This is a genomic window from Micrococcus sp. LASM2_SD2, assembly GCF_057364565.1.
On the sequence record NZ_JBNFOB010000105.1, the window covers coordinates 1 to 7,588 of the forward strand.

The 7,588-nt window shown below is 72.4% G+C and carries 4 protein-coding genes and 2 pseudogenes; 4 read left to right on the forward strand and 2 right to left on the reverse strand.

The window, feature by feature from the left end; genetic code table 11:
• Positions 1-178: 178 nt before the first annotated feature.
• A complete protein-coding gene (locus AC2W7A_RS07020; protein WP_485990726.1) occupies positions 179-1,372 on the reverse strand; it encodes an alcohol dehydrogenase catalytic domain-containing protein in 1,194 nt (397 codons plus the stop codon).
• A 284-nt stretch (positions 1,373-1,656) separates the two neighbouring features.
• Positions 1,657-1,890: pseudogene (locus tag AC2W7A_RS07025) on the reverse strand (sodium:solute symporter); the annotation flags it as partial.
• 228 nt (positions 1,891-2,118) lie between these two features.
• Between AC2W7A_RS07025 and AC2W7A_RS07030 the strand changes: the two are divergent.
• The 4 genes and pseudogenes from AC2W7A_RS07030 (at position 2,119) to AC2W7A_RS07045 (ending at position 7,566) form a co-directional block, all read left to right on the forward strand.
• A complete protein-coding gene (locus tag AC2W7A_RS07030) occupies positions 2,119-2,688 on the forward strand; it encodes an XRE family transcriptional regulator (RefSeq protein WP_485990727.1) in 570 nt (189 codons plus the stop codon).
• Between the two features lie 80 nt (positions 2,689-2,768).
• On the forward strand, positions 2,769-3,776 hold the full coding sequence (gene speB / locus AC2W7A_RS07035; protein WP_485990728.1) for an agmatinase: 1,008 nt from the start codon (positions 2,769-2,771) through the stop codon (positions 3,774-3,776).
• Positions 3,773-5,551: a thiamine pyrophosphate-binding protein gene (locus AC2W7A_RS07040; protein WP_485990730.1), complete on the forward strand. Its 1,779-nt coding sequence runs from the start codon at positions 3,773-3,775 to the stop codon at positions 5,549-5,551. Before speB ends, AC2W7A_RS07040 begins: the two co-directional genes overlap by 4 nt.
• Positions 5,552-5,797: 246 nt before the next feature.
• Positions 5,798-7,566: pseudogene (locus tag AC2W7A_RS07045) on the forward strand (FAD-binding dehydrogenase).
• The last annotated feature ends 22 nt before the right edge of the window (positions 7,567-7,588 follow it).

The following is a 7,588-nucleotide window of genomic DNA, read 5'->3' on the forward strand; positions in this document are numbered from 1 at the left end:
TACGCCGCCGTGCCCTGGCCGCATGGGCGCAGCAGACGACCCCGACCGGCCCGACGACCGCCGCCCACGACGGCCGCCGGCCGGTCTGGCAGCACGGCCACCTGATCCGCGGACGACGACGGCGCCCTCACCCTGCGCGGGCAGGTGAGGGCGCGTCGTGCCTGCGGAGGCGGACCGCTCAGCGGGCGATCATGCCGTGGGGGTCGATGATGAACTTGTCCACGGAGCCCTGGTCGAACTCCGCGTAGGCCTGGGGTGCCTCGTCCAGGCTTATCACGCGCGGGTTGACCATCTCCGTCAGGTACGGCATCCGATCCCACAGGATCGACATCATCAGCTGGCGGTTGTAGCGCATGATGGGCGCCTGGCCGCCGATGATGTGGGGCGACTTGATCCAGGCCTTGCCGAAGTCCACCGGGAAGGTGCCCTCCTGCTCAGCCTTCGTCTCCGCGATCGGGTCCGGTCCGTAGATGCCGATGATGCCCGTGGCGCCGCCCGGACGGGTGATGTCCAGGACCTGGTTCACGGCCGCGATCGGCTGCATCTCATCGGACTCGGAGCCCAGGCCGTGGGCCTCGGAGCCGACGTAGTCCACCGCGCAGTCCACCATCGGCTCGCCGAGGATGTCGTTCACGGCGTCCTGCAAGTTCTCCGTGGCGGAGAGGTCGATGGTCTCGCAGCCGTGCTTGCGCACCAGCTCCAGACGCGAGGCGTCCTGATCGCCCACGATGATGCACGAGGCGCCCAGCAGTCGAGCGGCGGCCGCGGCGCACCGGCCCACGGGGCCGGCGCCGGCGATGTAAACGGTGGAGCCGGGCTTGGCGCCGGCCGCCATGAGACCGTGGAACGCCGTGGGGAGGATGTCCGAGAGCACGGCCAGATCCAGGATCTTCTCCATCGCCTGCTCCCGGTCCGGGAAGCGCAGCAGCTGGAAGTCGGCGTACGGCACGAACAGGTACTCGGCCTGCCCGCCCTGGAAGTCGCCCAGATTGAAGCCGTAGGCGGCGCACGCCTGCTCCGGGTTGGCGGTCTCACAGATCTCGGTGCGGCCGGCGCGGCAGTTGCGGCAGCGGCCGCAGGCCACGTTGAACGGCACGGAGACGAGGTCGCCCTCCTTCAGGAACTGGACGTCGCTGCCGACCTCCAGCACCTGGCCGGTCATCTCGTGACCCAGCACCATGCCCTCGGGCACGGGGAAGGAGCCGCGGTAGATGTGCAGGTCGCTGCCGCAGATGTTGGTGGCGACGATCTTGAGGATGACGCCGTGCGGGGCGGCGGAGCCATTGGGCATCTCCAGCTTGGGGAAGTCCAGCTCGTCGACGCGCACGTCCTTGATGCCGTGGAAAGCCACGGCGCGGTTCTTGGTGGTCATGGGAACTGTTGCCTTTCTGTCTCCATCGAGGCCCAGACGGGGCGGGAGACGGGGCGAACCCGAGGGGGAGTCCCGGTCCCGGGCTGTATAGAGACACTAGTGGCCGGCGGGGAGCCCGGGGAAGGGTCGCGCGCCGCCGACTGCAGCACCGCCTGGCCTCGGCCATCGTGCGGGCGTCGGAGGATCACAGGCCCCGGGGTCGTCGGTCCGCGGCATTCTCAGACCGCGGCGTCGACGCCGTGGCGGGAGCGCACCCGCCAGGCTTCGAGGACCGCGGGGTCGGTGGGCCGGGTCATCAGGCTGAGGAGGACGTAGACGACGGCGGAGGCGGCCACGAGCCACGCGCCGGAGAGCCCGAACTCGTATCCCAGGCCGACGCCGCCCACGGTGGCGGCGCCGCCGAGCACGACGGCGGCCATGGTGCCGGTGAACAGCATCGGCCCGAGGCGGCGGCCCGCCACGAGGTAGCCCTCCGAGCTGGGGGCGCGCGTCTTGCCCCACCAGCCGAAGGCGAGCATGTCGACCAGGTAGACGGCGACGATGGTCAGGGTGAGGGTCACGGGTGGTCCTTGGGGCGAGAGGATCCAGGGCGCCGGGATGCGGGGGCGCCGTGGGCGAGACAGGAGCGATCGGCGTGTTGCCGATCACACGATCTGGGTCTACGGTAAACGCATGTTGCTTGCCAGACAACATGTCGTCCAGGGCGACATCGTCGATGTCGCCTGGCCGACGTCGGGAGGAACGCGATGAAGGCCCTCCCGCTCGAGACCACGCCGGGCCAGGCGCTGATCGGCCGCCGGCTGCGCGCGCTGCGCGAGGCGCGGCGGCTCACCGTGGCCCAGCTGGCTGAGGCGGCCGGCGTCAGCAAGGGCTTCCTCTCCCGCCTCGAGCGGGACCTGACGAGCCCGTCCGTGAGCACGCTCGTGACCCTGTGCCAGGTGCTCGGCGCGAGCCCGGGCGACGTCCTGGACGCGCCCGAGGTGACGGTCGTGCGCCTCGCCGACGCCCCCGCGGTCAGCCTCGGCGGCGAAGGCATCCGCGAGCGCCTGATCACCCCGCGCGGCAGTCGCGACCTGCAGATCCTGCGCGCGGACATCGCGCCGCACGGCCGCGGGGAGGCGGAGCTGTACACCATGGACTGCCGCGTGGAGGCGGTGCACGTGGTCACCGGCCGCCTCGAACTGCGGACCACCGAGGCCGTGCACCTGTTGGAGGAGGGGGACACCGTCACCTTCCCCGGCCGCGAGCCTCACTCGTGGGCCAATCCGGACGACCGCCCCGCCGTCGTGCTGTGGACCCTCGTGGGCCACGCGTGACCCGGTGCGGCACGCCCGCACCGGATAGGCCAGACCAGACCGACCAGACCGAACCGAACCGCCCAGAGAGGACATACCAGATGCTCGAGATCCCCCGCGTCGAGGAGAACGGCCGTCTCGGCCCTGTGAACACCGCCCTTGTGCCCCGCTTCGGCGGCGCCCCCACCTACGCCCTGCTGCCCCGCCTGGACGAGGCGCAGGCCGCGGGCATCGCCCCGGAGATCAAGGTGGTCGGCGTGCCGTTCGACGCCGGCGTCTCCTACCGTCCGGGCGCCCGCTTCGGCTCCGGCCATGTCCGCCAGTCCTCCCGCCCGCTGCGGCCGTACAACCCGGCCACGGACACCTCTCCCTTCGCGCAGGCCCAGGTGGTGGACGCCGGGGACATGGCCGTGAACCCGTTCAACATCAACGAGGCCATCGAGATGGTCCAGCAGGACGCCATGGACCTCACCGAGGACGGCTCCTCCCTGATGACCATCGGCGGCGACCACACCATCGCGCTGCCGCTGCTGCGCGCCGCCTCCGCCCGCGCCGGCGAGCCCGTGGCCCTGCTGCACTTCGACGCCCACCTGGACACCTGGGACACCTACTTCGGCGCCGAGTACACCCACGGCACCCCGTTCCGCCGCGCGGTGGAGGAGGGCATCCTGGACACGGAGGCCATCTCCCACGTGGGCACCCGCGGCCCGCTGTACGGCAAGAAGGACTTGGCGGACGACAAGCGCCTGGGCTTCGGCATCGTCACCTCCGCGGACGTGTTCAAGCGCGGCGTGGACGAGGTCGTGGACATCCTGCGCCAGCGCATCGGAGACCGCCCGCTGTACGTCTCCGTGGACATCGACGTCCTGGATCCGGCCCACGCCCCGGGTACGGGCACCCCGGAGGCCGGCGGCATGACCTCCCGCGAGCTGCTGGAGATCCTCCGCGGCCTGCGCGGCATGAACCTCGTGGGCGCGGACGTGGTGGAGGTCGCCCCGGCCTACGACCACGCCGAGATCACTGGCGTGGCCGCCAGCCACGTCGCCTACGACCTGATCACCCTGATGGCCGACCGTCGCGCCGAGCAGGCGCAGAAGGAGACCGCATGAGCACCGCAGACGCCCCGAAGCGTAACGGCGGCGACCTCGCCGTCGAGACCCTCCACGCGCTCGGCGCCCGCACCGTGTTCGGCATCCCGGGCCAGCACGCCCTGGGCCTGTTCGACGCGCTGTCCCGCTCTCCGCTGGAGTTCGTGTCCAACCGGGTGGAGAACAACGCGGCGTTCGCCGCGGACGGCTACGCCCGTGCCACCGGCGAGGTCGGCGTCCTGTTCCTGTCCACCGGCCCCGGTGCGCTGACCTCCCTGGCTGGCCTGCAGGAGGCCTACGCCACCGGCGTGCCGATGGTGGTCATCGCCTCCCAGATCCCGCTGTCCGGCCTGGGCGCCCGGCGCAAGGGCATGATCCACCAGCTGGACGACCAGAAGGCCTCGGCCAAGAACGTCACCAAGACCCAGCACACCGTTCACCATGCCTCCGGCATCCCCTCGGCCATCCAGGACGCCTGGGCCGAGGCCGTCACCGTGCCGCAGGGGCCGGTGTGGGTGGAGATCCCGCAGGACGTGCTGCTCGGCGAGGTCCAGGTCCCGCCGGTGCACGACGCCCTGGCGGTGCCCTACGAGCACCCGCCGCGTGCGGAGCTCGTGGAGGAGGCCGTCCGCTGGCTCGGCGGCGCGGAGAAGGTGGCGATCGTGGCCGGCGGCGGTGTGCGCCGCTCCGGCCGCCAGGCCATGGAGTCCCTGAAGCAGGTCGCCGAGCACCTGCAGGCACCTGTGGTCTGCTCGCCCGGCGGCAACACCGCGTTCCCGTGGGGGCACCCGCTCTCACTCGGCGCGTGGGTGGAGGACCGCTACGTGTCCGAGGTCCTCGAGGAGGCCGACGTGCTCCTCGTGGTCGGCTCGTCCCTGGGAGAGGTCACCTCGAACTACTTCACCCTGGAGCCCCGCGGCCGCCTGATCCAGATCGACGCGGAGCCGCGCGTGCTGGAGACCAACCACCCGACCCTCGGCATCCGTGCGGACGCCGGCTCCGCGCTCGCCGCCCTGGTCGCCACGCTGCGCGGCGAGGCGCTCGAGCCCCACCCGTACCAGGAGGGCCTGAACGTGCTGGGGATGAAGGACACCTCCACGGAGCTGGCCGTGCCGGCGCGGGAGGCCGACGCCGGAGCGTGGGACGGGAAGTCCGCGCAGGACAAGGTGGCCGAGGTCAACGGCCGGGTCATGGCCCGCCTGGACGCCCAGGACCTCTCCCGCGAGCGGACGCTCATGGCGGATATCCGCGCCGCGGTGCCCGAGTCCATGCAGACCTTCTGGGACATGACCATCGCCGCCTACTGGGGCTGGAACTGCTGGGACGCCAAGTCCGGCGAGTTCCACTCCGCCCAGGGTGCCGGCGGCCTCGGCTACGGCTTTCCGGCGGCGTTCGGCGGTGCGCTCGGTCTGGCCCGCCAGGGCAGGGCGGGCATCGAGGGCCGCGTGCTGGCTGTGGCCGGAGACGGCTCGGCGATGTACTCGATCGCCGAGCTCGCCGCGGCCCGCCAGCACAATGCAGCGGTCACCTGGCTGATCATCGACGACGGGGGCTACGGCATCCTCCGCGAGTACATGGAGGGCGCCTTCGGCCAGGCCACCGCCACGGAGCTGGACCGCCCGGACTTCGCCAAGCTGGCCGAGTCCTTCGGCGTCCCGGCCGAGACCGTGGCCGTGGAGGACGTCCGCGAGGCCCTCGAGCGGAACCTCGCCGCGGAGGGCCCCAACGTGGTCGTCGTGCAGACGAAGCTGGCGATGTGGGCCCCGAGCCACCTCGGTGAGGCCCCGGAGGTCTGAGGGCCACCCGGCGGAACTCCGTACTCCTGCGTTTTCGCTGACGAAACGGGAGGGCCGGGGAGACTTTCGCTGAGGAAACGGGAGGCGAGAGCCGGGCACGGAGCCCGGTCTCCCTCCCGTTTCGCTAGCGACAGTGCCCAGGGGAGTATGCCTCAGCCGTGGCTCCCCTCCCGTTTCGCGAGCGAAAGTGCCCTACCCCGCCGGCGCGGTTCTTCTGTGACCGGCATCTCATCTAGGCTCGGGCGCATGAACGCATCCCCGTCGCACGGCCCCTCCCCCCACTCCTCCCGCACCTCCCGTCATGCCTCCTCCGGCTCCTCCCACCACGACGCCGACGCCGTGGTCCTGGGCCACGGCCTGGCCGGCCTGGTCGCCACGGTCGAGCTGTTGGAGACCGGCCGTCGCGTGGTCCTGATCGACCAGGAGCGCGCCGCTGACCTCGGCGGCCAGGCCTACTGGTCCTTCGGCGGTCTGTTTCTGGTGGACTCCCCGGAGCAGCGTCGCCTCGGCGTGAAGGACTCCGTGGACCTGGCCTGGTCCGACTGGCAGGCCACCGCGGGGTTCACGGGCCAGGATGACGCCCTGCCGAAGGCGTGGGCCGAGGCCTACGTGCACTTCGCGGCGGGGGAGAAGCGGGCCTGGCTGCGTGAGCGCGGACATCGGCTGTTCCCGGTGGTCGGCTGGGCCGAGCGCAAGGTCCCCGCCCCCGGCGTGGGCGGCAACTCGGTGCCGCGGTTCCACATCACCTGGGGCACTGGTCCGGGGATCGTGGAGCCGTTCTCCCGGGTGGTGGAGCAGGCCGCCTTCGACGGCCGCCTCACCTACCTGCCCCGGCATCGGGTGACCGAGCTGCTCACCTCCGGCGGGTCCGTCACCGGGGTGGCCGGTCAGGTCCTGGCGGACGACGACGGCGCCCGCGGCACCGCCTCCAACCGCACCGTGGTGGGAGACTTCCGCATCGAGTCCGCCGCGGTGATCGTGGCCTCCGGCGGTGTGGGGGCGGACCACGAGCGGGTCCGGGACGTCTGGCCGTCCCGGCTCGGCCCGGCCCCGCAGGACATGCTCTCCGGCGTGCCCGCCTACGTGGACGGCTCCGGCATCACCGTGGCCGAGCGGGCCGCGCGCGCCTGCTGCACCCGGACCGGATGTGGCACTACACCGAGGGGGTGAAGAACTGGGACCCGATCTGGCCGGGCCACGGCATCCGCATCCTGCCCGGCCCGTCCTCCCTGTGGCTGGACGCCGCCGGCCGCCGGCCGCCGGCTACCGCACCCGCGCTGGCCGGCTTCGACACGCTCGGCACCCTGGGGGAGCTGCGCGGCGCCTCGGCCTCGGCGCCGGGGGACGCCCCCACCGCCCCGGCAGGAGAGCACTCCTGGTTCGTGCTGAACCACCGGATCATCGGCAAGGAGTTCGCGCTGTCCGGCTCGGAGCAGAACCCGGACCTCACCGGACGCTCGGTCCGCCAGGTCCTCGGCCGCGTCACCCAGGACATGCCGGGACCGGTGCGGGACTTCCTGGAGAAGGGCGAGGACTTCGTCACCGCGGACACGGTCTCCGAGCTGCTGGTGAAGATGAACGCGCTCGTCCCGGACGGCCCGCACGTGGACGAGGCCGCGGTGCAGGCCGCCGTGGCCCAGCACGAGGCCGGCGCCGAGACCCCCGGGGCGGACCCGCAGCTGGACGAGGTCCGCACCGCCCGGAAGTACCTGGGGGACAAGCTCATCCGCACCGCGCCGCCGCACCGCCTCACGGATCCGAAGGCAGGGCCGCTGATCGCCGTGCGCCTGCACACCCTGACCCGCAAGACGCTCGGCGGTCTGCACACGGACCTGGGCGGACGGGCGCTGGACGCCGCCGGGCAGGTCATCCCGGGCCTGTACGCCGCCGGCGAGGCCGCCGGGTTCGGCGGCGGAGGCATGCACGGCTTCCGCTCGCTGGAGGGCACCTTTCTCGGCGGCTGCCTGTTCTCCGGCCGCACGGCAGGCCGGTCGGCGGCGGCCGAGACCGCCTGAGCCAGCGGAGCGGCCGGCCGCG